Below are 23,403 nucleotides of genomic sequence, written 5' to 3'. Positions count from 1 at the left end.
ACTGAGCCGTCTAATAAATGTGCCGCGCCTGGGCGGCGCGGCCAGCCAATCTCCCCCCATGAGGGGGAGATGTCCGGCAGGACAGAGGGGCGTGTCGTAGAGCTCGACGTCTGTCCGTGCATCTACGACAGTTTCGCCGCTAACTTTCATCCGCGCGACTGTGTCACGATTCCAGATAAGTGTCCGCCCAGTTCGACACCGCCCAGCGCGGGTTGTTGGCGATGTTGCCGACGGTGTCGCGGGCGACGCTGATGAAGCTCCATTCGGCGACGTTGATCAGCGGCAGGTCGGCGGCCACCTGTTTCTGGAATTCCTTGTAGAGGTCGGTGCGGGCAGCGGTGTCGAGCGTCTCGGACGCCTTGGCGATGAGCGCATCGAGCGCATCGTTCTTGTAGCCGCCCTGGTTGGAGAACGGCACGCCGTCGGGAATGCCGCTCTGCACCAGGATGGTGGTCGAGATCGCCGGGTCGCCGCGGAATACGGGCGGGCCGACGGCCAGGTCGAAGGCGTGGTCGGTGTAGACGGCTTTGATGTGCGCGGCCGAGTCGTTGTTGACCAGCTGGGCGTCGATGCCGATGGCGGCGAGTGCCTGGCGCAGATAGTCGCCGAATTGCTTGGTCTCGTTGAAATAGGGCGCCGGCAAAAGCTTCAGCGAGAAACGGTTGCCGTCGGCGCCTTTCTTGTAGCCGGCCTCGTCGAGCAGCGCGTTGGCCTTGGTGACGTCGAAGGCATAGGTCGGCACGTCGGCGGTGTAGAATTGCGGATCGTTCTTGGGCACCGGACCGGTGGCGGTGGCGGCATAGCCGAGGAACACCGTCGTGACGACGAAATCCTTGTCGATGGCATGCGCGATCGCCTGGCGCACCTTGAGGTCGGCCAGCTCTTTGCGGCGATGGTTGATCTCGACGACGAGCTGATAGGTCAGCCCCTCATAGCCCTTGGAGATCACCTTGAGGCCCGGCACCTTGGAAATGCGGTCGAGATCAGCCAGCGGGACGGCGGAAAACGCGGCGAGTTGGATCTCCTCGGCTTCCAGTGCGCTCGCCGCCGACGTGCGGTCGGGCAGCACCTGATAGATGATCTCGTCGAGATAGGGCTCGTCCTTGCCCCAGTAACCCGTGTTCTTCGTCAGCCGGTAATATTGGCCGGCCTTGTATTCGCCGAACTTGAACGGCCCGGTGCCGATGGGCGCGTTGTTGGCCAGGTTGTCCTCGATCTTGCCCACCTCGTAGATGTGCTTCGGCACGACGCTGCTCAGTGCCGGCAGCGCGTTGCGGATCAGCTGGAACGGGGTCGGCTTGGCGAATTTGAACACGGCGGTGAGATCGTCCGGCGTGTCGACAGCGGCGAGATCCTTGAACACGGTGCGGCCGAGGTTCTGCAGCGGCTTCCAGACCTGCAGCGCCGAGAAGGCGACATCGGCCGAGGTGAACGGCTTGCCGTCATGCCATTTGACGCCGTCGCGCAGTTTGAACGTGGCGGACAGCCCGTCGGCAGCGCCTTCCCAGCTCAAGGCCAGTCGTGGCGCAAGCCCGTCCTTGCCGTCGAAGGATGCTTCAGCCAGCGTTTCGACGATCTTGCTGGAGATGAAGAAGACGCCGTTGGAGGCGACGATCGCAGGGTTGAGGTTGCGCGGTTCGGAATCAGCGGCAAGCACGAGGCGCCCACCCTTCTTCGGCTTTTGCGCCCAGCCGAATGTCGGCATGGCGGTGGCGGCCAGCAGCATTGCCGAGCTGGCAAGCATCTGGCGTCTGGAAATCGTGAAACCTGACATGATCGAACTCCGTCCTCTCCGCGACCCGGCCGGGTGCGCCATCCCCTCGAACGCTGGCGAGCCCGCCAGCATCCTTGCGGTGGCGATTATGAGCCTTGCCGAGGGTTTCGCCAGAGACGGAATTGGCGCATCCTCGCTTGGCTTTGAAATTTTCGTCCGCTGGACCAGTTTGGAGGAAGCGGTTCAATTCGATCGATCTGGTAGGACCAGATTTTGTTGGATGCGCTGACATAACGTGATGTTGAGATTGAAGCAGGCCATTTCGCGTGTTTCTGGCTAGACCAGAGCGAGCAAAATGGTGCAGGTTTGATCCACAGCCAAGGGATCGGGAGCAAATAGCCGGCGATCTCAGGCAATCAGGGAGAGAGAGATGAACATTGCTCCGGGCAAGAGTGCTGTCAGCAATATCCCATTCGACCAGGCAAGGGTCGACCGGCTGATGGAGGAGGCCGGCATCGATGTGCTGCTGGCAACCTCCAAGCACAACACGCAGTATCTGCTGGGCGGCTACAAGTTCATCTTCTTCGCCGCCATGGATGCGATCGGCCACAGCCGCTATTTGCCTGTCGTCATCTATGAGAAGGGCGGACCCGACCATGCCGCCTATATCGGCAACCGCATGGAAGGCGCCGAGCACCAGAACAACCCGTTCTGGACACCGACCCTGCACGCCGCCTGCTGGGGCACGCTCGATGCCGCCAATCTTGCCGTCGAGCACCTGCGGAAGATCGGCAAAGCGGGCGCCCGCATCGGCATCGAGCCGGGCTTCCTGCCGTCGGACGCCTACACGCTGATCCGCAAGGCATTGCCGGACGCCAGGCTGATCGACGCGACAGCCATGCTGGAGAGCATGCGCGCCATCAAGACCGATGCAGAGCTGGAGAAGCTGCGCGCCGCTTCTGAACTGATCACCGATTCCATGCTGGCGACCATTGCCTGGGCAGGCGAAGGCACGACCAAGACCGAGATCATCGAGCAGCTGCGGCGCGAAGAGACCAATCGCGGCGCGCATTTCGAATATTGCCTGCTGACGCTGGGCCCCAGCCACAACCGCGCCGCCTCACCGCAGGCGTGGAAGAAGGGCGAGGTGCTGTCGATCGATTCCGGCGGCAACTATCACGGTTATATCGGCGACCTGTGCCGGATGGGCATTCTGGGCGAACCGGACGCCGAACTCGAAGACCTGCTGGCCGAGGTCGAGACGGTGCAGCAGGCGGCGTTCTCCAAGGTCAGGGCGGGCACGCTGGGCGGCGATATGATTTCGCATGCCGAGGGCGTGCTGAAGGCCTCGAAGGTCGCGGCCTATACGGATTTCTTCGCCCACGGCATGGGGCTGATCACGCATGAAGCGCCGTTCCTGATGACCAACCATCCGGTGACCTATGAAGGCACCTATGCGGCCAAACCGCTGGAAAAGAACATGGTGCTGTCGGTCGAGACGACCATGCTTCACCCGACGCGTGGCTTCATCAAGCTGGAGGACACGCTTGCCGTGACCGACACCGGCTATGTGATGTTCGGCGACCGTGGCCGGGGATGGAACAGGGGTGGCGCTTCATAGGCGGATGGCACGTGCTGTCCGGAAAAAAGCTATTTGTCTCCCGGCGGCAGCAACCTAAAATCTGGCAGCTCGCGCAGCACCAGTTCCGGCCCGGCCGGTGAATAGACGACGAAAAGCTGCATCGGCCCGTCGCCGGTGTTAAGCGTCGAGTGAAAGCGGCTTTCGGGCACATAGATGGTGCAGCCGGGGCCAACCTTCTCGACCACCGGATTGCCCTTCTCGTCCTCGACCATCTGCTCGCCGTTGCCCGAGATGACGAAGATGATTTCCTCGGCGCCTGGATGGTTGTGGCGTGTGTGGCCCTTGCCGGAGGGCAGGTCGACGACACCGCCGGAAAAGCGGGTAGCGCCATTCACCTCGGGCGCCACGGTCAGCGCCAGCCTGCCCCAGTCGAAGCCGAAGGCGCTGACGTCCTTGGGGTAGACAAACACCTTGCTCTTGTCGGTCATCTCTCATCATCCCTTCTTTTTCTTCTGGTCATGAAGCGTGACGGCCTTGAAATCAGCCGTCTGCTTGGCGATCGCGGCTTCCGCCGGCAGCCGTTCCATCGAGCTTGCGCCATAGAAGCCGTGCAGGCCCTTGCAGCGGTCGAGGATATAGCGCGCGTCATCCGGCATCGAGATCGGCCCGCCATGGCAAAGCAGGATGACATCCTTGCGCACCGAACGGGCCGCGTTGGCGATGGCATCGATCTCGACAATACAGTCGTCGAGCGACTTGGCCGAAGTGGCGCCGATCGAGCCGCCGGTCGTCACTCCCATATGGGCGACGACAATATCGGCGCCGGCTTTTGTCATGGCGCGGGCCTCATCGGGATTGAACACATAGGGCGTGGTCAGGAAATCAACTTTGTTCGCCTCGGCGATCATCTCGACCTCGAGCCCGAAACCCATGCCGGTCTCCTCGAAACTTTGTCGCATCTGACCGTCGAACAAACCGATGGTGGGAAAGTTCTGCACGCCGGAAAAGCCCATCGCCTTCAGCTCGGCCAGAAGCAGCGGCATGATGACGAACGGGTCAGTGCCGTTGACCCCGGCCAGCACCGGCGTCTTCTTGACCACCGGCAGCACCTCATAGGCCATCTCCTTGACGATCTCGTTGGCATTGCCGTAGGCGAGCAGTCCGGCGGCCGAGCCACGCCCGGCCATGCGGTAGCGGCCGGAATTGTAGATGATGATGAGGTCGATGCCGCCGGCCTCCTCGGCCTTGGCCGACAGGCCGGTGCCGGCGCCGCCGCCGACGATCGGCACGCCCTTTTCGATCATTGCCCTAAACCTCTTCAGTATGTCCTTGCGCGGTATGGCGGGCATGTCTTGCAACTCACTGTCCGGCGATGTCGAGAAAGGCCGCAACCGCGGCCTTGGCGAACTCGGGGTCGTTGATGTGCAGCGGCAGGCGCGTCACGCGGCGCATGTCGTTCGGCTGGATGGTGCGCTCGATGGCTTCGAACAGAACGGCATCGGCCTCTGGATCGAAGAAGGCACCGCCTTCGATGTCGAGCGCCGAGATGCCTTTTTCCGGAATCAGAAAATGCACCGGCCCCTGGCTGAGGGCGAGCCTGGCGCCGATCCATTCGCCGATCGCGCGGCATTCCTGTGCCGTGGTGCGCATCAGGGTGACGTTCGGATTGTGCTCGTACACCAGACGTCCGCGATAGTGCTCCGGGATGGTCGAAGGCGCCCAGAAGTTGACCATGTCCAGCGCGCCGACCGAGCCGACATAGGGCAGCCCGGTGCGGGCGATCGCGCCGAAACGATCCTCGGTCGCCGGCAGCACGCCGCCGAACAGGAGGTCGCAGACCTCGGTCGTGGTGATGTCGATGACCCCGGACAGCAGGCCGCTGTCGGCCAGCTTTTCCATGCTGCGGCCGCCGGTGCCGGTGGCGTGGAAGACCATGCAGTCATAGGTCGAGCGCAGCTGGTCGGCGATAGCGGTCACGCAAGGCGTGGTGACGCCGAACATGGTGAGGCCGATCGACGGTTTGCCGTCGGCCGGCGGCGCCGGCCTGGCCGCCATGCCTGATATGGCCTGGGCGGCGTTGTGCAGGACGACACGGGAAAGCCGGTTCAGCCCGGCCATGTCGGTCACCGATGGCATCATGACGATGTCGGAGACATCGACATAGGGCGCGGTGTCGCCGGAGGCGAGCGTCGAGACCATGATCTTAGGCAGGCCGAGCGGCAGCGCGCGCATGCCCGACGTGATGATCGAGGTGCCGCCACCACCGCCAATGCCGATCATGGCAGCAATGTCGTTTCGCGATTGGACAAAGCGGGCGAAAGCGACGCCCATGGCGGCGACCGCGGTGCCACGGTCATTGCCGCCGAGCACCGCGTCACGACCGCCGGGGTGATGGCCGGCAACGTCCTTCGCCGAGATGTCCACCGCGATGGTTGCGTCACGCGTCCCGACATCGACGCGCGAAACGATGGCGCCCGTGGCGGCTATCGCATCCGCCAGGAAGGCGAGTTCCTCGCCCTTGGTGTCTGCGGTGCCCACCACATAGATGCGCTTCATTGCGTTCCCCAATCCAGGCCGGCGCAATGCCGCGCCCCACCGCTCATTGCCAGGCCGCTCGACGATGCGAAGGTCATTGCAAATTTTTGAGACGCGCGTATCGTATTGATATGAATGTCTCACGTCAACAATCGACAGCAAGCGAAGACGCCGAGCGGGGAAGCGGCCAGGCGCTGGAGCGTGGACCGCGCGCACGCACGAAACGGCTGATGCTGGAGACTGCGACAAGGCTGATGCAGGCGGGCGTCACGCCGTCGGTCAGCGAGGTTGCCGAAGCGGCAGAAGTTTCCCGCGCCACCGCCTATCGCTATTTCCCGAGCCAGACAGCCCTGGTCCACGCGGTGGTCGACGAAGGGCTAGGCCCGATACTCGAGTGGCGATCCGATTCGTCCGATGCCGAACGCCGCGTGGCGGAGTTGATAGACAGCGCGATGCCGCGCATCGAGGCCTTCGAGGCAACGTTCAAGGCAGCGCTGAAATTGTCGCTGGACCAATGGGCGCGCGGGCAGGCAGGCACGCTGGGCGGCGAGCCACCCTTCACCCGTGGCCATCGCATGGACCTGCTGGAGGATGCGCTTGCGCCACTGAGGGGCGAGCTGCCGCCGCGCGAATTCGAGCGCCTGGCGCAGGCGCTGTCGCTGATTTTCGGCGTCGAACTGCTGATTGTGCTGAAGGACATCTGGGGCCTGGACAGCGGCAAGACCCTGGCCGTCGCCCGGTGGGCGGCCTCAGCGCTGGTGCGCCAGGCGCGACTCCGGACGCCATCCTGACCAGGGGTGGTGGCGGCGTGAGTTGGGCATGGAGGAGGGCTGGACGAAGGCGGATGCAGGATATGAGACTTCTCCCGACGCGGACCGGATTGGGGGTCGTCGAGGGCAATCCGGGGCGGTCGCCGCGGTAGCTCGGAGCGAATCTGGTTCGACCAGATTTGAAGGTCGGCGATTTCAGTGATTTTGTGGATTGGCGTTTTGCGAACGGGATGAAGGTGGAGAATTGCCAAAAATGAAGGAAATACCAGCATATAGCGGACGTTTTCAGCTTATTTTGGTGACGGCAAATTTTAAGAAAGCGCTTGACGAGCATCTTAAATTGGTAATACCAGATTAGGAAAGAAAAGGCGGATCGGGAATGACAGCCGCAGTCCATTTCGGCAGGGCGAGGAGGATCACACGGATGGCGCGTGTTCCGTCCGCACGAGGTGGCGCATCGTGACGCAGACGTCGCCTCGCGCCAGTGCCGGCAAGGGGATTGCGCTGCGCCTCGATGGGCTCAGCAAAGCCTATGGTTCCGTGCGCGCCATCAACGACCTTAGCTTCGCCGTCGACGAAGGCCGCTTCTTCGTACTCTTCGGGCCGAGCTCGGTTGGCAAGACGACGACGCTGCGCACTATCGCCGGCCTCGTCCAGGCCGACTCCGGCACGCTTGAGATCGGCGGCCGCGACATGACCCATGCGCCGATCGCCGGCCGCGGCATCTCGATGGTCTTCCAGTCTTTCGCGCTTTACCCCCACCTCACGGTCTACGACAATCTCGCCTATCCGCTGCGCGAGGAGAAAGCCGCGCGCGCCGAGATCGACAAGCGGGTGAAAGAGACCGCCGAGATCCTGAAGCTGACACACCGCCTGAAGGCCAAGCCGGCAACCCTGTCCGGCGGAGAGCAGCAGCGCGTCGCGCTCGGCCGCTCCCTGATCCGCCGGCCAAAGATTCTTCTCCTCGATGAGCCGCTCACCAATCTCGACGCCAAGCTTCGGCACGAGACGCGCGCCGAGCTGAAGCGGCTGCACCGCCAGTTCGGCATGACCGTGATCTATGCCACGCCCGACGAGCTCGAGGCTCTCTCGATGGGCGAGACGATCGCCGTCATGCGCGATGGCGGCATCGTCCAGATCGGCACGCCGGACGAGCTTTACGAGCAGCCGATCCATACCTATGTCGCCAGCAAGATCGGCTCGCCGCACATGAATCTGTTCACGGCCTCGGTGCGCGCCGACACCAGGTCTTTCGACACGCCGCTCGGGACTCTGGTTCCGGCGACGGCGCCAAAGACTGCCGATGCCGGCGAGGCCGCGCTGATCGGCATTCGCCCGAGCGACATTCGGCTCGCCGCCAAGGGCGAAGCCGGGGTTGCCTCGAAGGTGCATCTGGTCGAACCGCTCGGAGACATCACGATCGTCTCGGTCGAGGCCGGCGGCGAGATGTTGCGCATGGTGCTGCCGGAAGCGATCGCCGCCAGCATCAGGACCGGCGATTCGGCATCGATCGCCATCGATAACAGGAAAATCCACGTCTTCCGCGCCGTGAGCGGCCAGGCAATGACCTGACGCGAACGGCGAGAAGCAATCCGGTTAACCAAGGGAGGAAACGCGAATGACGGCGATGACCAAAGTGAAAGGGCTAGCGACAGCCGCAAGCTTCGCTGCCACGCTACTGGTGGGAGGCGTGACCTATGCCTCTGCCGAAGAAGTGACGTTGACGATGGCGGTGCCGGATTGGCCCCCGACCCGCATTATGAAGAAGTTCTTCGACGAGCAGTACAAGCCCAAGTCTGGCAATACCGTGAAGCTCGATGTCGACTTCATTCCGTGGCCGGATTTCTACACCCGCGTCAACGCCTCGTTGACCTCGGGCGAAAAGAAGTACAACTTCATCGTGTCGGACTCGCAGTGGCTGGGCGCCTTCGTCGAAGGCGGCTACTTCCGCAAGATCAACGATCTCATCGATGCCGACCCGGAACTCAAGGCGACGATGGAGTCGATGCATCCCGCCGTGCTCAACGCCTACTCGACCTATCCCAACAGCACGCCGAACTACTACGGCTTCCCGCAGTTCCCGGACGTGCTGGTCACCTACGGCCGCAAGGACGTGCTCTGCAACGACGACGAGCAGGCCGCCTTCAAGGCGAAGTACAATGAGAAGCTGCCCTGCACCGGCGAAGAAATCGACGCCATGGACTGGAACACGTTCGAGCATGTTGGCGAATTCTTCCAGCGCAAGAAGGGCGACAAGCTCGCCGGCCAGGTGTTGGATGACGATTTCTACGGCATCGCCTATCAGGCAGGCAAAGGCTACGACTTCTCGACGAGCTCGGTCCACACGTTCGTCTGGGAGCATGGCGGCGGCATCTGGGATGAAACCAAGGCCCCGACCGGACATGCCGAAGGCGTCGTAAACTCCCCGAAGTCCATCGAGGGCATGGAGCATTTCCTCAAATTGCTGAAGTACATGCCGCCGGTGGTCAAGACCGGCACCATGGACATCTTCGTCTCGGACCAGTTGTTCCGTGAAGGCAAGGTGGCCATGAACATCGACTGGATCGGTCTCGGCGAAGCCTCGCTCGATCCCAAGACGTCGAAGGTTGCCGACAAGCTGGTGTTCGGATTGGCGCCAGGCCTGCGCGGCCCCGACGGCAAGGTGAATCGTACGTCACAGATCGGCGGACAGCCTTTCGTTCTCACCACCTGGACGACGCCTGAGCAAATCAAGGAAGCGGTGGGCTTCGTGAAGTGGTGGCTCTCGCCCGATATCCAGCAACAGTTCGCCGCCGCCGGCGGCCAGTCCGCGATCAAGTCGGTCTACAGCGATCCGAAATACGTGACCTATCGTCCGTGGGACCGCGCCTGGGCGAACTCGCTCGACTGGCAGAAGGACATGTGGCACGTGCCGCAGTTCTTCGAACTGCTCACCCAGCAGCAGGACCAGTACGACCTAGCCATCACTGGCAAGCAGGACGCCAAGACCACCCTGGATAACATCGCCAAGTTCCAGGAGGACCTCCTGAAGAACGCTGGCCTTATCCAGTAACCTTCCGACATAGCTGCGGGGAGCGGGGCAAAAGCCGCTCCCCATCATTGCCACGTCAGGCGCTCCATATTTCGGACTCCCATGACCGCTGTTTCAAGCACGCTGCTGACACCACGCCTTACCACGGTTGTTGCCCACAACTGGAAACTCGCCATCGCTGTCGCTGTCGTCGTGTCGGCCATATCAATGGCGGGCTTGCCGGCGGCTGTCTCCTTCTGGGTGGTGGGCGCCGCGGCGGCGTTGGTCGCGGCCGCATTTACCGTCAACGCGTATCGCCGCCACTACTTCGGCGCCCTGCTGGTCGCTCCGGCAATCGCCGTTCTGTTTGTGATGAATATCTTCCCCCTGCTGTGGTCGCTGGGCCTTTCGTTCTTCGCCTACCAGGCAAACCAGCAGACGATCCGCTTCGTCGGACTCGGGAACTACGTCCGGATCCTTACCAACGATCTCGCTGCTCACGCGACTTGGGGCGCGCTGATCAATACCGCCATGTTCGTCGTGTTCACCGTCTCCGCGCAGATGATCGTCGGCTTTCTGCTGGCCATCCTGTTCGCCAAGCAATTTCCGCTGCGCAAGTATTTGTTGATCCTGGTGCTGACACCGATGATGCTTTCGGTTGTCGCCTCTGGCGTGTTCTTCACCTACTACTATGACCCGACATTTGGGATTCTCAGCTACGTCATCAATTCGATCTCCGGCAACCAGTTCATCCTGATGAGCAACAAAGTCGGTGCCGTGGCGGGAATCGTTTTCGCCGACGCATGGATGTGGTCGCCCTTCGTCATGCTCCTTGTGCTGGCGGGCCTCGTCTCGGTGCCGAAATACCTTTACGAGGCCGCTGCCATCGACCGTATTTCCAGCTGGCGGCAATTCTGGATGATCACCTTCCCCTACATCCGAGGCCTTCTGATGTTGGCCCTTCTCTTCCGCACCATCGAGGCGTTCAAGCTGGCGGATCTCGTCATCCTCCTCACCAAGGGCGGCAACGACACACTGACGATCTCCTATCACTTGATCCGCATCGCCAACGAGCAGAACAAGACGAGTGAGGGCGCGGCGATCTCCTATCTGATGCTGTTCATGGTGATCGTTCTCACCAACCTCTACCTGTACCTCGCAAACCGCCGTACGCAAGGAGCCTGACCCGTGGCCGAATCGATATTGGGAAAGCTCGGCTTCGGCAGGGCCAGCGGAGTAGACAAGGCCGGCTGGGGGCGGACGCTCGCCGTGGCCGTCGTCGCCTTTATCTATTTTCTGCCGGTGCTGTTCATCATATTCACCGCCTTCAAACCGCAGGGCGACGCGCTCCTGGTGCCTCCGACGCTGTCGCCCACGTCGCTGTTCGGCTTGATTCCGGACCATTTTGTGTTCAAGCCCACGCTCGAAAATTTTGGGTCCGTCTTTTCCCGCTCGATGACGCCGGACGGTGCCCCGGAAGCGACAGGATTCGACCGTTATTTCTTCAACTCGATCTTCATCGCCTCGGCGTCGGTGCTGCTGGCGCTGGTCATCGGCACCCTGGCGGCCTTCGGCTTCTCGCGCTATCCGCTGAAAGGCAATGACACCTACCTGTTCATCATCCTGACCACGCGCATGCTGCCGGCGATTGTGGTGATCATTCCGGTGATCCTGATGTTCCGCGTAGTGGGCCTGTCGGGCTCGTATCTCGGCATCATCATGCTCTACACCGCCTTCAACCTGGCCTTCACCATCTGGATGATGAAGAGCTTCTTCGATGAATTGTCGCCAGACGTCGAGGATGCCGCCCGCATCGACGGATCGTCCGGAATGCGGGTGTTCTTCAAGATTTGCCTGCCCCAGGTCATTGCCGGGCTCGCCGCCACGTTCGTGTTCGGCCTGATCCTCACCTGGAACGAGTTCCTCTTCGCCCTGTTGCTCTCGGGGCCCGACACGAGAACGGTCCCGGTCGCCATGAACCAGGCCGTGTCGTCGGGTGGACGCGGCACCGACTGGACTTTGCTTGCCGCCATCGAAACCCTGTTCCTCGTCCCAGTCTTCCTGGTCACCTTCTTCTTGCAAAACCATCTGTTGCGCGGCGTTACCTTCGGCACCGTGAAGCGCTGAGATGTCAACCATCGAACTCCGCAAAGTCACCAAGCGTTTCGGCTCCTTCACCGCGGTCAAGGACGTTGACCTGTCGGTGGCCGCCGGTGAGGTCGTCTGCCTTCTCGGCCCCTCCGGCTGTGGCAAGACGACGACCCTGCGCGTCATCGCCGGGCTGGAAAGCGTCACTGACGGCGAGGTCGTCATCGCCGGCAAGGTGATGAACAGCCTGCCGCCCGAAAAGCGCGACATCGCCATGGTGTTCCAGTTCTACGCGCTCTACCCGTCGGCATCGGTCGGCGAGAACATCGCCTTCCCGCTCTATCATGACGGCATTTCCAGGGCTGAGCGGACTGCCCGCGTCAACCGCGTCGCCGCGATCCTCCACTTGGAGCACGTTCTCGACCGGCTGCCGAACCAGATATCTGAGGGCGAAAAGCAGCGCGCCGCCATGGCCCGCGCCATCGTCCGCGACCCCAATTGCTTCCTCTTCGACGAGCCCTTGTCGCGTCTCGATGTCGAACTGCGCCAGAGCATGCGTGGCCAGATCAAGGAAGTGCTGCAGGGCCTCTCCAAAGCGACCGTGATCGTGACCCATGACCAGCTCGAAGCGCTCACCATGGCCGACCGCATCGCCATCATGAAGGACGGCCTGATCGAGCAAGTCGGCTCACCGCACGAGGTTTTTGCCAAGCCCGCCAATGCTTTCGTGGCGAGCTTCATCGGCACGCCGCAGATGAATCTTCTCGATGCCGACCTCAAGACCTTCGCCGATGGCACGGCGGAGATGGCCGTGGCCGGCATTAATCTGGCGATCCGCACGGACGCGGCGGTCGCGCGCCTGCAGCCCGGCAAGGTGACGATCGGTGTCCGCCCCCGCGCCTTCACCGCGACCGATACGGGGGACCGTGGCACCATCTCCGCCCGGGCCGAGCTCATCGAGCCCATGGGCGCCGAAACCCTTATTCATGCCCGCACGGCGGCAGGCGCCGACATCCGCGTCGTGGTGACGAGAAGCCAGCGGGTCAAGGTCGGCGAGGCGCTGAATCTACGCCCCGATCCCAGGCAAACCCATGTCTTCGATGGCTCCGGAAAGGCGGTGCGGTCATGAGCGACAGTTCTTCCGGCATGAGCCGGGCCAGCGCGTACTGCCTCGAGGTCTTCATCATTGGCCTCGGCGTCATGGCGCTGGTGCTGATCTTCCAACCCTTTTCCATCGGCCTGTACGCGGTCGGCAGCGGTCTCGTGGTGCTTGCCGGACTCATCAACAACCTGCTGCCGTTGGCCCAGCCGGGCGTCAAGGTGCGCAGTGTGGTGACCGTAGCGCTGGTCGTGGCGCTGGTCTTCTGCATTGCGCTGCTGGTTTCGATCACGGCGGCGCATCTCTACGGCGTCTTCTTCCTCAATCCACCGGACCCCAACACTCTCGCCGGCAAGGCGCAGCTCGCCACGCCGCCTTTCTACAAGCAGGCTTTCGTGTGGGAAATCGCCGCCGCGGCGGTGATTCTCGCGCTGGTCGTCACCGCTCTCAACAAGACAGCGCGATGATCAGCAGCTGACGCTATCCGGCAGGTCGCGCTCGCGCCGGTCCGCGACGGTCGGTGTGCGTCGCCCTCTCAACTCTCCGTCATCCTCCGGCTTGACCGGAGGACCCGATGCCGAGATCAAGGACCGCGTCGACCGCGCCGCCAGGACGCTGCGGATCGAACATTTGCTCGACCGCAAGACCGACAAGCTGTCAGGCGGCGAGATGCAGCGCGTGTCGATCGGCCGTGCCATCGTGCGCAAGCCGCGCGTGTTCCTGATGGACGAGCCGCTGTCGGCGCTCGACGCCAAATTGCGCGAGGCGCTGCGCACGGAACTCAAGAACCTGCAAATGCAGCTCGGTGCCACCTTCCTGTTCGTTACCCACGACCAGATCGAGGCGATGTCGATGGGCGACAAGGTCGGCATGCTCAACCACGGCCGCATCGTCCAGACCGGTACGCCTTATGAGATCTACAACAATCCGCGCGACACCTATGTGGCGAGCTTCGTCGGCTCGCCGCCGATGAACCTCATCGACGGCAAGCTGGTCAACGGCCGCGCGGTGATGGCGCCGCTGAATTTCGAACTGCCTTTTTCAGGGGGAGCCAAGGCGAGTGCGGCGACCGACGGCCGCCCGCTCGTCTTCGGCATTCGTCCCGAAGATGTCTACCTCGAGAGCGGCGCGCCGGTCGAGGCGCACGTCCACGACGTCGAGAACCATGGCGTCGAAAAGATCCTGACGCTGCGCGTCGGTGACGCGATGTTACGTGCCACGGTGCCGGCCAGGACCGATGTGGCGATCGAACAGCCGGTTCGCTTTGCCTGGAACCCCGACAAGGTGGTGTTGTTCGACAAGGGCAGCGGCGTCAATTTGCGCCACGCGTCATAGGCCGCAACCTCGCTTATTTCGGCAGGTAGGTCTCGTATGGCGTGTCGTTGATGAGCAGGATCACGCATTCGGTGTCAGACAGGCAGGCGTCGTCATGCATCTCATCGGCCTTCTGGGTCCAGTAGGACCCGGGAGGCAGCTCGACCTTGGTCGCTTCGCCGCCTTCCATCTGCCAATGCGCCCACAGCCCCTGGATCACCACCGCGCGATAGTCGGCGGTGTGTGCGTGAACAGGGGCGCGCCAGTTGCCCGGGACTTTCAGCAAAGTTCCCGCCGGACCTTTGGCGCGGTCGCCCCAAAGCGCACCGAGGCGCTGCGGCTGCTCCGGCGCCTCGGCGACATAGGGAATCTTGTCGGTCGGCACGTAGCTGTCCTCAAGGGCAAAGGCGCGCCCTGAAAACACGAGCATGGCGGCCAGCGCCAGGACCTTCAGATGATTTGACATCGGCTCTCCTCCTGGGCCGACTTGCCGCCGGCCCCTCATTGCTGTGCAATCGCAAGCTATTGCATGCAGTCAGCCCGGCAATGACATTGCGTCCGGAAGGCTTGGCAATTCATCCAATCCGGCAAGCCAGGGATGGGATCGCCTCAACCCTCTTCAGAGGTGCCGTTGGTGCGCAGATGGCTGGGCGCGATGCCGACGATCCGCTTGAACGCCCGGCTGAACGACGCTTCGGAATCGTAACCCAGTCGAGCGGCGACCACCGATACTCTCATCCGGTCGTCCGTCAGCCATTGCCGTGCCTGATGCATGCGCACCCGGGCAACATATCTTGCCGGTGTCTCGCCGACGATTGTGGTAAAGCGTTCGGCGAAAGCCGATCGTGAGGCGCCCATCTCTCGCGCGAGGGCCTCTACCGTCCAGTTTCTGTCGGGCTGCAGATGAATGGCGACCAGCACGCGGCCAATGTCACGATCCCTGATCGCCGCGATCCAGCCGGTGGTATCGCTGCCACTGTTCTCTACCCACGAACGGATGATGGAAGCGGCCAACACGTCGGCAAGCCGCGCCAGCATGCCGCCAGAGCCCGGTCGGTTTAGAGTGACTTCGCTTGCCATGGCTTCCAGCAGATGCGGAATGCCTGGCTCACCCGCCATCAGTTCGTTGGCGCGCATCATATCCGGCATCATGCCCAGCAAAGGGTGCGATCCGCCCAGATTGAAGTGCATGCTGCCGCAAAACAGCAACGTCTTCGGGCCGCTGCCGCCATTCGAGACATTGAAGACGTTGTCCTGCAAAGGCTCGATGCTGTAACTCTCGATTGGCACGGCATGGACACCTGGCGCGCTGGCAAGGACATGCTCGGCGCCGCGCGGCAAAAGCAATGCATCGCCGGCCTTCAGGTTCAACCATTCCCCGGATGGCGAAAACAGCCAGCATCCGCGGCGGCCGATGAAGTGAAATCGCGCCGCCTTCTGGGCTGGAAACAACACGCCCCACGGCTCGCCAAGTTCGCAGCGGCCGTAGTCGACGCCGTCCAGCCGCAATCCGCGCAGCATGTCGGTCAGCGGACCGCCCGAGGCCGGCAAGATGTTCCTGGATGAGTTGAAATCCATGCGGATTTCCTAGCCTGGAATGATCAGCCAGTCACGGCCGCCATACGGGCCACCTACGTTAGCCGGCCTGGCGGATATCGGCCTGCTCTTCGGCGCGAAGATGGCTGGGCGCCGAGCCAATGACGCGCTTGAAGGCACGGCTGAAGGCGGCATCCGATTCATAGCCGAGACGCGCGGCAACGACGGAGATCTTCATCCGGTCGCGGACCAGCCACTGCCGCGCCTGGTGCATTCTGACCTGGGTGACATATTTAGCCGGCGTTTCTCCAACGATGGTGGCAAACCGCTCAGCAAATCCCGACCGCGAGGCGCCCATCATCCTGGCCAGCGACTCGACAGTCCAGTCGTGGTTCGGTTCGAGATGGATGGCGGCCAGCACACGCCCGATCTCGCGGTCCCTAACCGCGGCTATCCAGCCGGACGAGTCGCCGCAGCCGCGTTCGACCCATGAGCGGATGACGGTGGCGGCAAGCACGTCAGCCAGCCGCGCCATGATGCCGCCGGAGCCGACGCGCTCCATCGCCACTTCGCGTGCCATCGAGTCCAGCAAATGCGGAATCCCCGGCTCGTAGGCTTCCAGCTCATGCGTGCGCATCACGTCCGGCATCATGCCGAGCAAGGGATGCAGGCCGTCGAGGTTGAAATACATGCTGGCGCAGAACAGCAGCGTTCCCGGTTGGCAGTCCTTGCCACACATCTCTGCGTTCGATGTGCAGTAGACGTCCTTGCAGACCTCTTCGAGTTCGTAGCCGTGGATCGGCCAGGCCTGGGCGCCGGGTTCGCTGGCCAGCACATGCGCCCCACCGCGTGGCAGCAGCACCGCATCGCCGGCATTCAGTTCCACCCATTCGCCGGACGGCTGCTTCAGCCAGCAGCCTCTGCGGCCGATGAAATGAAACCGCGCCCCGGGTTGGGCCGGGAACTGGATGCCCCAGGGCTCTTTCATTTCGCAGCGGCCATATTCGACGCCATCGAGACGCAGGCCACGCAAGATGTCGGTGAGTGGATCGCCCGTGATCGGGATTTTGGACGAATGGTCAAACATAATGGGGTTTCTAGCATGGAAACTCCAGGCGGTCACTCCCTATGTTGCGTTGCAGCCAAATGCTGCGCTGCAAACGAAGATCGGAAACCGGCCAAGCAGCCAAGCCGCGATGGCAAGGCATGTAACGGGTGGAGCCCCGGTCGGTCGTTCCCTATGTGGCGCTGCAAACAGATCGGAGACTGACCATGGCCGAACCCGCGACAGGCGTCATCGACGCCACACTTCTGAACCCTGCAGACTCTGATGAACGAACCGAGCCGGCATGGGGCGCCGTGGTCTCGCTGGCGCTTGGTGTTTTCGGCCTCGTCACCGCCGAGTTCCTGCCCGCCAGCCTGCTGACGCCAATGGCGCGCGACCTCGGCGTCACCGAAGGCGTGGCCGGACAAGCGGTGACGGCGACCGCCATCGTCGGCGCCATTGCCGCCCCGACCATGGCCATCATCACCAGGCGCATGGACCGCAGGCTGGTGATGTGGATGCTGACGGTGTTCCTGATCCTCTCCAACCTGATGGCCACCTTTGCGTCATCGCTTACCGTGCTTCTGCTTGCCCGCGTCGTGCTCGGCGTAGCACTCGGCGGCTTCTGGGCGATGTCGGCGGCGATGGCGCTGCGGCTGGTGCCCATGCGGCTGATGCCGCGCGCCATGTCGATCATCCTGACCGGCGTTTCGCTGGCGACGGTGTGCGCAGCACCGGTCGGCGCCTATGTCGGTGACATCTGGGGCTGGCGGACCGCCTTCATGATCGCCACTGTCGTCGGCGCCCTGGCGCTGCTGGTGCAGGTGGCCACCATTCCGAAGCTGCCACCCGTGGGCGTGGCAAGCTTCCGCACCTTGCTCGATGTGCTCGAGCGCCCCTCCATCAGGGTGGCACTGCTGGTCGTGCTGCTCGTTGCCTCGGGACACTTTGCCGGCTTCACCTACGTCCGCCCTTTCCTCGAGAAGGTCCCCGTGCTCGACATCGAGACGATCTCGCTGGTGCTGCTGGCCTATGGCGTTGGTGGCTTCTTCGGCAATGTCGCCGGCGGCATCCTGGCCGAACGCAACCTCAAGGCAGCCGTTGCGCTGGCGCCCTTGCTGATTGCCGCCGCGGCGGCCTCGATGCTGGGTTTCGGTGCCTCGCCCACGGTCGCTGCCGCCGCGGTTGCGGCGTGGGGCTTTGCCTTCGGCGCGGTGCCGGTCGGGCTGCAGAGCTGGCTGGTGCGGGCAGCACCGGATCAGGCAGAAAGCGCAGGCGGGCTGATGGTGGCGACGTTCCAGGTGGCGATTGCGCTCGGTGCTGTCTTCGGTGGCCTGCTGGTCGACCATGCCGGCGTGGCCAGCGCCTTCGCCTATTGCGGCACGGCGACATTGCTGGCGGCGATCGTGGTGTTCGTGCGCGGTCCGAAGGGCGCCGAGTAGCCTTAGGACCAACCATTTTGGGATAACTTGCTAGACGCCAAGCACCGGCCCGCGAACCATCACGATTCTCGGGCCGATGTCGTTCTGAGGCGACGACAGTGATGCAGCCGATGCGACAGGCTAAAGGTTCAGACCGAGCGGCCATCGAAGTCGAAGACCGGCAAGGTCGAAGGGTCAAAATCCGCAATGCATTGCATGTTGACGTAGGCACTGCGTTCACTGCCTTCGCCGACATCCTCAGCGAAGGGGTGGACTCCACAGGTGCGGCAGAACCGATGCGCGATGGCGTGGTTGCCGAATGTGTAGATGCCCAAGTCATCGCCCCAGGCCAGAACCTGCAAGGTCTCGTGCGGGACGGCAAACAACAGGGCACCCTTGCGCGAGCAGATCGAGCAATTGCACCGCACGGCGCCGGTCAGCTCGGCTTCGAACTCGAAGGCGACCTTGCCGCAGTGACAACTGCCTTTGTAGAGCATCGGATACTTTCCTTGCTTTGGACAGGGTGCAAAACCGGCTGTGCCGGGTTAAGTCTCGGCAGGCCATGTGCCGGCCGCTACATTCAAGACGTTCAAGGCGTCCGGAGTCCGACACCGAAAATGCAATCAGCCCGCGATCATCTCAAAACCATCCTCGCGCGCCTCGCCGCCCGTGCCGGCGAAGAACACGTGTTCACGAAGCTCTATGCCGAAGCCGCGCGGGCCGCGGCTGACGCCAGCGATGCCCGCAAGCGGGCAGGCGTGACGCTGGGGCCGCTCGACGGCACCATTGTCTCGATCAAGGATCTGTTCGATGTCGCAGGCGAACCTACCACGGCCGGCTCGCTCATGCTCAGGACCGCTGCACCTGCCCTGCGCGACGCCGCCATCGTTGGCCGGCTGCGGCAGGCCGGCGCGGTGATCGTCGGCAAGACCAACATGACCGAATTCGCCTTCACGGCGATCGGCGACAACCAGCATTACGGCACGCCCGGCAATGCCGCCGACGCCAGCCGCATTCCTGGTGGTTCATCCTCGGGTGCCGGCGTTTCCGTCGGCGAGGGGACGAGCGAAATCTCCATCGGTTCCGACACCGGTGGTTCGATACGCATTCCGGCATCGCTCAACGGTGTCGTCGGCTTCAAGCCGACCGCTAGGCGGGTGCCTCTCACTGGCGCTTTCCCGCTGTCCGGCACACTGGACTCGGTCGGGCCGCTTGCCCGAACCGTCGCCCAGTGCGCCGCCGCCGATGCCGTGATGGCCGGCGAGGAAGCGGCAGCGCTGACGTCGATCTCCCTTGCGGGGCTTCGCGTAGGCATCCCGCGTGGCGTCCTTTTCGAGCAGACGCAAGGCGAGGTGGCGACCGCGTTCGATCGATGCCTTCGCAAGGTCGAACTAGCGGGTGCAGGGGTGGCGGATCTGTCGATAGACGATCTGCTTGGAGAGATGCGCGCGGCGACCAAGCGCGGTTCGATCGCTGCCATGGAAGGGGCGGAGATCCATGCCGACTGGTTGGCGACAGGGGCATCGCTGCCGGTCGACCCACATGTCAGCGGGCCTTTGTCGCGGGCAGCTATGCTGCCGACGCCAGTCTACATCAGGACAATGCGTCGTCGCGCCGCGCTCGTGGCCGCCATGGACGAGCGGCTGGCATCGGTCGATGTGCTGGCCCTGCCGACCACACCGGTGACGGCGCCGACCATCGTTTCGATGGTCGACGATGCCGAGTTGCGTGCCCGCACCGAAGGCCTGCTGCTGCGCAACACGCAGGCTGCCAACCAGTTCGACCTTTGTGCGATCTCGCTGCCGATGCCGGGCATGGTGCGCCCGGCAGGATTGATGCTGGTGGCGCGCAACGGCCAAGACCGGCGCCTGTTGCGGATTGCTGTCGAAATAGAGTCGCTGCTCGGCGCGTGATCGGCGCTGAGTGTCAGTGCGACGAACAGTGTTTGCGTTCGCTTTCCTTCGCGGTGCGTACGATGCCGGTCGCAACCAGCCAGGGCAGGCTGTAGTCCTTGCCGATGATGGTCTGCGTGCGACGCTCGATCGATCCCCTGACGACGATCTTTCCGGCGTAAAGCGCGTCTGAAAGATCCGTTATCGCCTTGTCGGCCTGCGGCAATCCGCTGCTGTCGATCGACACGCCTTTGATGATCGTGCCGGTGGCAAGGTCGAGCGCGCTGTTCGACGGGCAGGGTGCCTTGAAGCAGCGCAGCCCGTTGTCGCAAAAGACATAGCTGCTCTCGGCCGCGGCAAGCGACGGCGCGACGCCCGTGGAAACGGCGGCAAGCAACAATAGCGCGAAGGGATGATCGGACATGGGAGCGAGCCTCGCCAGAAAATGAGGCGAAACAGCGATGCGCTACACGCTCGCCGGAAACCGCCGCCGGTAGTGATCGACCACTTCGGGGTTGCGCAGGTTGACTGGCAGTTTGTTGGCCAGCACCAGCAAGGCTTCACCGACCGCGCCGACGCCCATGCGCATCATCGATTCCTCGGTGATGCCGGCCATATGCGGGGTGATGATGACGTTGTCGAAGCTGAAATAGGGATGATCTGGCGGCAGCGGCTGAGTCGAAAACACATCGAGTGCAGCACCGCCGATGCGGCGTTTCTGCAAGGCGTCGATCAGGGCGTCGTCATCGACCACCGGTCCGCGCGATACGTTGATCAGCAGCGCATCGGGCTTCATGCGGGCGATCCGCTCGCGATTGATCAAGCCGCGCGTTTCCGGCGTCAACGGACAGCACAGAACGATGATGTCGCTCTGCTCGACCAGGGCGTCGATGGACAGGAAGCCGACTTTCTCCCGCGCCGGCTGCATGCTGCGCGTCGTTGCCATCACCTTCAGGTCGAAACCATGCGCCGCGATATGGCCGACGGCTTGGCCAACGGCGCCAAGGCCGACGATGCCGATCGTCCTGCCGGCAAGTTCGCTGTTGGAATTGGCGTGCTCGCGGCCGGCGAGCCAGCCTTTCGCCCGCAAGTCGCGGTCGACGACGCGGAAGCCGCGAAGCAGGGCAAGTGCTGCAAACATGACGTATTCGGCAACCGAGCGGGCATTGACCGCCGGCACATTCGCCACCAGCACGCCGGCCGCGAATGCTGCTTCCATCGGGATCATGTCGAGCCCGGCGCCATGGCGGATTGCCGCCCTCAGCTTCGCGGCACCCTCGAAAAGCTGTGGCGGCAGAGGCGCGCGCACGATGACGATGTCAGCGTTTTTCGCCTCGACAGCCAGCGTCCCTTGATCGAGAGCAGAAGCGACGACAAGCTCGCCGGCGCCGGCCAGCATGGCCGTGGCGCGCGGATGCAGGGGGTGTGTGGTGAGGATGCGAGCCATGTTGATCAGGCTCTTTCGAGCGTCGGGCTTTGAGGTTCCTCGCCGTGGCCCTCGATCAGGCCCTTCCAGTAGCTCTCGGCGCCCTGCAAATGAGCACTCATCAGCGCCTGGGCGAGATTGCCATCGCGGCGCAGCAGCGCCTCGTAGATCTGGATGTGCTCGGCATGCGAGCGCACGCTGCGCTCTGGATCGTTGAAATAGATCGGCAGGCGCTGCTCGCCCATCATGTAGTAGACGCTGCAGACATTGTGGAAGACACTGTTCTTGGTCGCGCGGACGATCTCAAGGTGGAATTCGCGGTCTTCCTTGGCAAGGCCTTCGCCCGCGGCGATGCGCTGCTCCGAAGCTTTCAGGATCTCGCGCAGCCGCTCGAAATTCTCTTCGGTGGCGCGCGAACAAGCAAGCTCGGCCGCCTTGATCTCATGGATCTTGCGCAACTCGACCGTCTCGTAGATCTGGATCGGATCGAGCGGCAGGCCGGCGCGCGCGAACAGCGCCATCGCCTCGACGCTGGCCTGCTTGGTGTCGATGTAGATGCCGGACTTGGCTCTGCGCTCGACGATGCGCATGGCTTCGAGGATGGCGAGCGCCTCGCGGATCTGGCCGCGGCTGACGCCGAACTGCTCCGCCAGCTCACGTTCCGACGGCGTTCGGCCGGTCTCCTTGTCCGAATGGGAGAACAGGTAGGCAGCGAGTTCCGCGAGAAGGTTCTTTTCTTTCATGTCAATCGCGTTGCGCGTGCGCCTCCAGGAACCGCTCCGAAATGGTGAACCCCAGACCCGGCTTTTCCGGGATCGCTATCATACCGTCCTTGGCTTCGACAGTCTCTTCGATCAGATCATGGATCATCGGGTTGGCGCCGAGCGAATATTCGACGGTGAAACTAGCCGGCGAAGCAGCACAGATGTGCAGTCCGGCGAAGAAGCAGGGCGCGCCGGCCCACAGATGCGGCGCAAAGCGCAGGTTGAAGGCGCTGGCGATGGTGCCGATCTTCATCGCTTCGCTGATGCCGCCGCAGAAGGCCGGATCGGGCTGGAAGATGTCGGCGGCTTTCAGCACGGCAAGGTCGCGGAAGGCATAGCGCGTCGCCTCACTTTCGCCGGTGGCGATCGGAACGGCACCGCTTGCCCGCACTTCGGCCATGCCTGGCTTGTCGTCGGCGATGATCGGCTCCTCGAACCAGGCGAGGTCCAGATCGTCGACGAGGTGGATGAAGCGCTTGGCTTCGGCCACCGTGTAGGTGCCGTGGGCGTCGACCATCAGTTCGACATCGGGGCCGAGCGCCTGCCGTGCGGCACGGACGCGGGCGGCGGAGACATGCGCGGCACCGTCCATGGCCCCGATCCGCATCTTCAGCGCCTTGAAGCCGCCTTTGGCGATATACGATTTCAATTGCTCGCCGATGGCGTCGGCGGACGCCCATCCGCCGGACGCATAGGCCGGCATGCGGTCGAGCTTGCGGCCCCCGAGGAGCCGCCAGACCGGAACGCCAAGCGATTTGCCCAGGATATCCCAGAGCGCGATGTCGACGGCGCTGATGGCAGCTATGCTCATGCCGCGCCGCGCCAGTTGCGGCATGGCGTGGCCGGCGCGGGCGGCACTGTCGTGGCGAACGCCGTTGTAGAGCATCTCCCAGATGACGCCGATGTCGGCCGGATCGCGGCCGATCAATTGCGGCCCGACCTCATGGTTCAGCATGTGGACAAGCGCCCCGTAGCTGCCGGCACTCCCGGCGGCGTTCTTGCCTTCGCCCCAGCCGACCAGCCCGTCATCCGTCTCGATGCGCAGGATGGCGGCGTCAAAGGTCGTCACCTGACCAAAGTCGCTGCGGTGTTGACGAGCGGCTTCGATCGGGATGCGGATCCACCAGGCTTGGACGGTCTTGATGCGCATGGTCTTCCCCAGCCCTGCCGCCGGTCAGGGCGAAAGGGCAATTTCCCAACAGCAGTC

Annotated in this window: 22 protein-coding genes and 1 pseudogene; 11 read left to right on the top strand and 12 right to left on the bottom strand. The window is 63.2% G+C overall.

Annotated elements, in window-relative coordinates:
- Positions 1 to 163: 163 nt before the first annotated feature.
- Positions 164 to 1,774: an ABC transporter substrate-binding protein gene (locus AC0ZT5_RS18800; RefSeq protein WP_488497633.1), complete on the bottom strand. Its 1,611-nt coding sequence runs from the start codon at positions 1,772 to 1,774 to the stop codon at positions 164 to 166.
- Between the two features lie 370 nt (positions 1,775 to 2,144).
- On the opposite strand from AC0ZT5_RS18800, the gene AC0ZT5_RS18795 reads away from it, so the two are divergent.
- On the top strand, positions 2,145 to 3,335 hold the full coding sequence (locus AC0ZT5_RS18795; RefSeq protein ID WP_488497632.1) for a M24 family metallopeptidase: 1,191 nt from the start codon (positions 2,145 to 2,147) through the stop codon (positions 3,333 to 3,335).
- Positions 3,336 to 3,364: 29 nt separating this feature from the next.
- On the opposite strand, the gene AC0ZT5_RS18790 is transcribed toward AC0ZT5_RS18795, so the two are convergent.
- From AC0ZT5_RS18790 to AC0ZT5_RS18780, 3 genes are read right to left on the bottom strand one after another with little or no spacing between them, the layout of a single operon-like run.
- The gene (locus AC0ZT5_RS18790; RefSeq protein ID WP_481828387.1) at positions 3,365 to 3,784 is read right to left on the bottom strand and encodes a cupin domain-containing protein; all 420 of its coding nucleotides are present in this window, start codon (positions 3,782 to 3,784) and stop codon (positions 3,365 to 3,367) included.
- A 6-nt stretch (positions 3,785 to 3,790) separates the two neighbouring features.
- Positions 3,791 to 4,645, bottom strand: a complete 855-nt coding sequence (locus AC0ZT5_RS18785; protein WP_488497631.1) for a phosphoenolpyruvate hydrolase family protein — start codon at positions 4,643 to 4,645, stop codon at positions 3,791 to 3,793.
- 10 nt (positions 4,646 to 4,655) lie between these two features.
- A complete protein-coding gene (locus AC0ZT5_RS18780; protein WP_488497630.1) occupies positions 4,656 to 5,852 on the bottom strand; it encodes a Tm-1-like ATP-binding domain-containing protein in 1,197 nt (398 codons plus the stop codon).
- Positions 5,853 to 5,962: 110 nt separating this feature from the next.
- Here AC0ZT5_RS18780 and AC0ZT5_RS18775 point away from each other — a divergent pair, with 110 nt between their 5' ends.
- The 8 genes and pseudogenes from AC0ZT5_RS18775 to AC0ZT5_RS18740 form a co-directional block, all read left to right on the top strand.
- The gene (locus AC0ZT5_RS18775; protein ID WP_488497629.1) at positions 5,963 to 6,622 is read left to right on the top strand and encodes a TetR/AcrR family transcriptional regulator; all 660 of its coding nucleotides are present in this window, start codon (positions 5,963 to 5,965) and stop codon (positions 6,620 to 6,622) included.
- A 438-nt stretch (positions 6,623 to 7,060) separates the two neighbouring features.
- Positions 7,061 to 8,173: an ABC transporter ATP-binding protein gene (locus tag AC0ZT5_RS18770; protein WP_010911634.1), complete on the top strand. Its 1,113-nt coding sequence runs from the start codon at positions 7,061 to 7,063 to the stop codon at positions 8,171 to 8,173.
- A gap of 46 nt (positions 8,174 to 8,219) precedes the next feature.
- Positions 8,220 to 9,653, top strand: coding sequence for an ABC transporter substrate-binding protein (locus AC0ZT5_RS18765; RefSeq protein WP_477285502.1), 1,434 nt, complete (start codon positions 8,220 to 8,222; stop codon positions 9,651 to 9,653).
- A gap of 81 nt (positions 9,654 to 9,734) precedes the next feature.
- A complete protein-coding gene (locus AC0ZT5_RS18760; RefSeq protein WP_488497628.1) occupies positions 9,735 to 10,796 on the top strand; it encodes a carbohydrate ABC transporter permease in 1,062 nt (353 codons plus the stop codon).
- Positions 10,797 to 10,799: 3 nt separating this feature from the next.
- Positions 10,800 to 11,738 (top strand): carbohydrate ABC transporter permease, encoded by a 939-nt coding sequence (locus AC0ZT5_RS18755; RefSeq protein WP_095084794.1) that lies wholly within the window; start codon positions 10,800 to 10,802, stop codon positions 11,736 to 11,738.
- Between the two features lies 1 nt (position 11,739).
- Complete coding sequence (locus tag AC0ZT5_RS18750) at positions 11,740 to 12,828, top strand: ABC transporter ATP-binding protein (protein WP_488497627.1); 1,089 nt, start codon at positions 11,740 to 11,742, stop codon at positions 12,826 to 12,828.
- A complete protein-coding gene (locus tag AC0ZT5_RS18745; RefSeq protein ID WP_473582322.1) occupies positions 12,825 to 13,265 on the top strand; it encodes a hypothetical protein in 441 nt (146 codons plus the stop codon). Before AC0ZT5_RS18750 ends, AC0ZT5_RS18745 begins: the two co-directional genes overlap by 4 nt.
- A gap of 55 nt (positions 13,266 to 13,320) precedes the next feature.
- Positions 13,321 to 14,133: pseudogene (locus AC0ZT5_RS18740) on the top strand (ABC transporter ATP-binding protein); the annotation flags it as partial.
- A gap of 13 nt (positions 14,134 to 14,146) precedes the next feature.
- Here the strand turns inward: AC0ZT5_RS18740 and AC0ZT5_RS18735 are convergent.
- The 3 genes from AC0ZT5_RS18735 to AC0ZT5_RS18725 all read right to left on the bottom strand — a co-directional run bounded on the left by AC0ZT5_RS18735 (position 14,147) and on the right by AC0ZT5_RS18725 (position 16,735).
- Positions 14,147 to 14,578, bottom strand: coding sequence for a DUF4437 domain-containing protein (locus tag AC0ZT5_RS18735; protein WP_488497626.1), 432 nt, complete (start codon positions 14,576 to 14,578; stop codon positions 14,147 to 14,149).
- Between the two features lie 143 nt (positions 14,579 to 14,721).
- The gene (locus AC0ZT5_RS18730; RefSeq protein WP_488497625.1) at positions 14,722 to 15,690 is read right to left on the bottom strand and encodes an AraC family transcriptional regulator; all 969 of its coding nucleotides are present in this window, start codon (positions 15,688 to 15,690) and stop codon (positions 14,722 to 14,724) included.
- A 58-nt stretch (positions 15,691 to 15,748) separates the two neighbouring features.
- Positions 15,749 to 16,735: an AraC family transcriptional regulator gene (locus tag AC0ZT5_RS18725; protein WP_488497624.1), complete on the bottom strand. Its 987-nt coding sequence runs from the start codon at positions 16,733 to 16,735 to the stop codon at positions 15,749 to 15,751.
- A 185-nt stretch (positions 16,736 to 16,920) separates the two neighbouring features.
- Between AC0ZT5_RS18725 and AC0ZT5_RS18720 the strand changes: the two genes are divergently transcribed.
- Positions 16,921 to 18,135 carry an MFS transporter gene (locus tag AC0ZT5_RS18720; protein WP_488497623.1) on the top strand — a complete coding sequence of 405 codons (1,215 nt, stop codon included), beginning with the start codon at positions 16,921 to 16,923 and terminating at the stop codon, positions 18,133 to 18,135.
- Between the two features lie 128 nt (positions 18,136 to 18,263).
- Here AC0ZT5_RS18720 and AC0ZT5_RS18715 read toward each other — a convergent pair whose 3' ends face one another.
- Positions 18,264 to 18,611, bottom strand: coding sequence for a GFA family protein (locus AC0ZT5_RS18715; protein ID WP_488497622.1), 348 nt, complete (start codon positions 18,609 to 18,611; stop codon positions 18,264 to 18,266).
- 120 nt (positions 18,612 to 18,731) lie between these two features.
- Here AC0ZT5_RS18715 and AC0ZT5_RS18710 point away from each other — a divergent pair, with 120 nt between their 5' ends.
- The gene (locus AC0ZT5_RS18710; protein WP_488497621.1) at positions 18,732 to 20,027 is read left to right on the top strand and encodes an amidase; all 1,296 of its coding nucleotides are present in this window, start codon (positions 18,732 to 18,734) and stop codon (positions 20,025 to 20,027) included.
- A 13-nt stretch (positions 20,028 to 20,040) separates the two neighbouring features.
- On the opposite strand, the gene AC0ZT5_RS18705 is transcribed toward AC0ZT5_RS18710, so the two are convergent.
- From AC0ZT5_RS18705 to AC0ZT5_RS18690, 4 genes are read right to left on the bottom strand one after another with little or no spacing between them, the layout of a single operon-like run.
- Positions 20,041 to 20,430 carry a hypothetical protein gene (locus AC0ZT5_RS18705; RefSeq protein ID WP_488497620.1) on the bottom strand — a complete coding sequence of 130 codons (390 nt, stop codon included), beginning with the start codon at positions 20,428 to 20,430 and terminating at the stop codon, positions 20,041 to 20,043.
- Between the two features lie 42 nt (positions 20,431 to 20,472).
- A complete protein-coding gene (locus tag AC0ZT5_RS18700; RefSeq protein WP_488497619.1) occupies positions 20,473 to 21,453 on the bottom strand; it encodes a hydroxyacid dehydrogenase in 981 nt (326 codons plus the stop codon).
- A 5-nt stretch (positions 21,454 to 21,458) separates the two neighbouring features.
- Entirely contained in the window at positions 21,459 to 22,175 is a 717-nt protein-coding gene (locus tag AC0ZT5_RS18695) for a FadR/GntR family transcriptional regulator (RefSeq protein WP_488497618.1), read from the bottom strand.
- A 1-nt stretch (position 22,176) separates the two neighbouring features.
- Positions 22,177 to 23,346, bottom strand: coding sequence for a mandelate racemase/muconate lactonizing enzyme family protein (locus AC0ZT5_RS18690; RefSeq protein ID WP_488497617.1), 1,170 nt, complete (start codon positions 23,344 to 23,346; stop codon positions 22,177 to 22,179).
- Positions 23,347 to 23,403: the final 57 nt, after the last annotated feature.

It is taken from the genome of Mesorhizobium sp. CNPSo 4670, from assembly GCF_057784235.1.
Note: the sequence above shows the minus strand (reverse complement) of the source record. Positions and strands in the feature narration are given on the sequence as shown.

What these genes read in the sequence shown, in the direction of transcription:
- AC0ZT5_RS18800 (WP_488497633.1), bottom strand. Translation starts at nt 1,774, where the DNA reads ATGTCAGGTTTCACGATTTCCAGACGCCAGATGCTTGCCAGCTCGGCA.
- AC0ZT5_RS18795 (WP_488497632.1), top strand. Translation starts at nt 2,145, where the DNA reads ATGAACATTGCTCCGGGCAAGAGTGCTGTCAGCAATATCCCATTCGAC.
- AC0ZT5_RS18790 (WP_481828387.1), bottom strand. Translation starts at nt 3,784, where the DNA reads ATGACCGACAAGAGCAAGGTGTTTGTCTACCCCAAGGACGTCAGCGCC.
- AC0ZT5_RS18785 (WP_488497631.1), bottom strand. Translation starts at nt 4,645, where the DNA reads ATGCCCGCCATACCGCGCAAGGACATACTGAAGAGGTTTAGGGCAATG.
- AC0ZT5_RS18780 (WP_488497630.1), bottom strand. Translation starts at nt 5,852, where the DNA reads ATGAAGCGCATCTATGTGGTGGGCACCGCAGACACCAAGGGCGAGGAA.
- AC0ZT5_RS18775 (WP_488497629.1), top strand. Translation starts at nt 5,963, where the DNA reads ATGAATGTCTCACGTCAACAATCGACAGCAAGCGAAGACGCCGAGCGG.
- AC0ZT5_RS18765 (WP_477285502.1), top strand. Translation starts at nt 8,220, where the DNA reads ATGACGGCGATGACCAAAGTGAAAGGGCTAGCGACAGCCGCAAGCTTC.
- AC0ZT5_RS18760 (WP_488497628.1), top strand. Translation starts at nt 9,735, where the DNA reads ATGACCGCTGTTTCAAGCACGCTGCTGACACCACGCCTTACCACGGTT.
- AC0ZT5_RS18750 (WP_488497627.1), top strand. Translation starts at nt 11,740, where the DNA reads ATGTCAACCATCGAACTCCGCAAAGTCACCAAGCGTTTCGGCTCCTTC.
- AC0ZT5_RS18745 (WP_473582322.1), top strand. Translation starts at nt 12,825, where the DNA reads ATGAGCGACAGTTCTTCCGGCATGAGCCGGGCCAGCGCGTACTGCCTC.
- AC0ZT5_RS18735 (WP_488497626.1), bottom strand. Translation starts at nt 14,578, where the DNA reads ATGTCAAATCATCTGAAGGTCCTGGCGCTGGCCGCCATGCTCGTGTTT.
- AC0ZT5_RS18730 (WP_488497625.1), bottom strand. Translation starts at nt 15,690, where the DNA reads ATGGATTTCAACTCATCCAGGAACATCTTGCCGGCCTCGGGCGGTCCG.
- AC0ZT5_RS18725 (WP_488497624.1), bottom strand. Translation starts at nt 16,735, where the DNA reads ATGTTTGACCATTCGTCCAAAATCCCGATCACGGGCGATCCACTCACC.
- AC0ZT5_RS18720 (WP_488497623.1), top strand. Translation starts at nt 16,921, where the DNA reads ATGGCCGAACCCGCGACAGGCGTCATCGACGCCACACTTCTGAACCCT.
- AC0ZT5_RS18715 (WP_488497622.1), bottom strand. Translation starts at nt 18,611, where the DNA reads ATGCTCTACAAAGGCAGTTGTCACTGCGGCAAGGTCGCCTTCGAGTTC.
- AC0ZT5_RS18710 (WP_488497621.1), top strand. Translation starts at nt 18,732, where the DNA reads ATGCAATCAGCCCGCGATCATCTCAAAACCATCCTCGCGCGCCTCGCC.
- AC0ZT5_RS18705 (WP_488497620.1), bottom strand. Translation starts at nt 20,430, where the DNA reads ATGTCCGATCATCCCTTCGCGCTATTGTTGCTTGCCGCCGTTTCCACG.
- AC0ZT5_RS18700 (WP_488497619.1), bottom strand. Translation starts at nt 21,453, where the DNA reads ATGGCTCGCATCCTCACCACACACCCCCTGCATCCGCGCGCCACGGCC.
- AC0ZT5_RS18695 (WP_488497618.1), bottom strand. Translation starts at nt 22,175, where the DNA reads ATGAAAGAAAAGAACCTTCTCGCGGAACTCGCTGCCTACCTGTTCTCC.
- AC0ZT5_RS18690 (WP_488497617.1), bottom strand. Translation starts at nt 23,346, where the DNA reads ATGCGCATCAAGACCGTCCAAGCCTGGTGGATCCGCATCCCGATCGAA.